General features: G+C 42.1%; 1 tRNA gene and 1 rRNA gene. Both read right to left on the bottom strand.

Going from position 1 to position 278, the window contains the following annotated elements:
* Positions 1–2 precede the first annotated feature (2 nt).
* A tRNA-Asn gene (locus L2D08_RS23740) sits at positions 3–74 on the bottom strand.
* 129 nt (positions 75–203) lie between these two features.
* A 5S ribosomal RNA gene (gene rrf, locus L2D08_RS24745) occupies positions 204–278 on the bottom strand; the annotation flags it as partial.

A 278-nucleotide genomic window follows, 5' to 3' on the forward strand; every position in this document is an offset into this window, starting at 1 on the left:
GGCTCCGCAGGCAAGACTCGAACTTGCGACCGATCGGTTAACAGCCGATTGCTCTACCACTGAGCTACTGCGGAATGCAAATATTTTAACGACAACTATTATATAGTATCATTTTTTTGTTAATTAGTCAATAACTTTTTAAGAATTAATATTTCTTTTTATGTATTTACAACCATAAAAAGAGCAGCATATGTAATTCTTTTGCCAGGCGGCGTCCTGCTCTCGCAGGGGGAAACCCCCAACTACCATCGGCGCTGAAGAGCTTAACGGCCGTGTTC

The sequence above is a fragment of the Domibacillus sp. PGB-M46 genome (assembly GCF_022668875.1).
In the GTDB taxonomy this organism is placed as follows: Bacteria; Bacillota; Bacilli; order Bacillales; family Domibacillaceae; genus Domibacillus.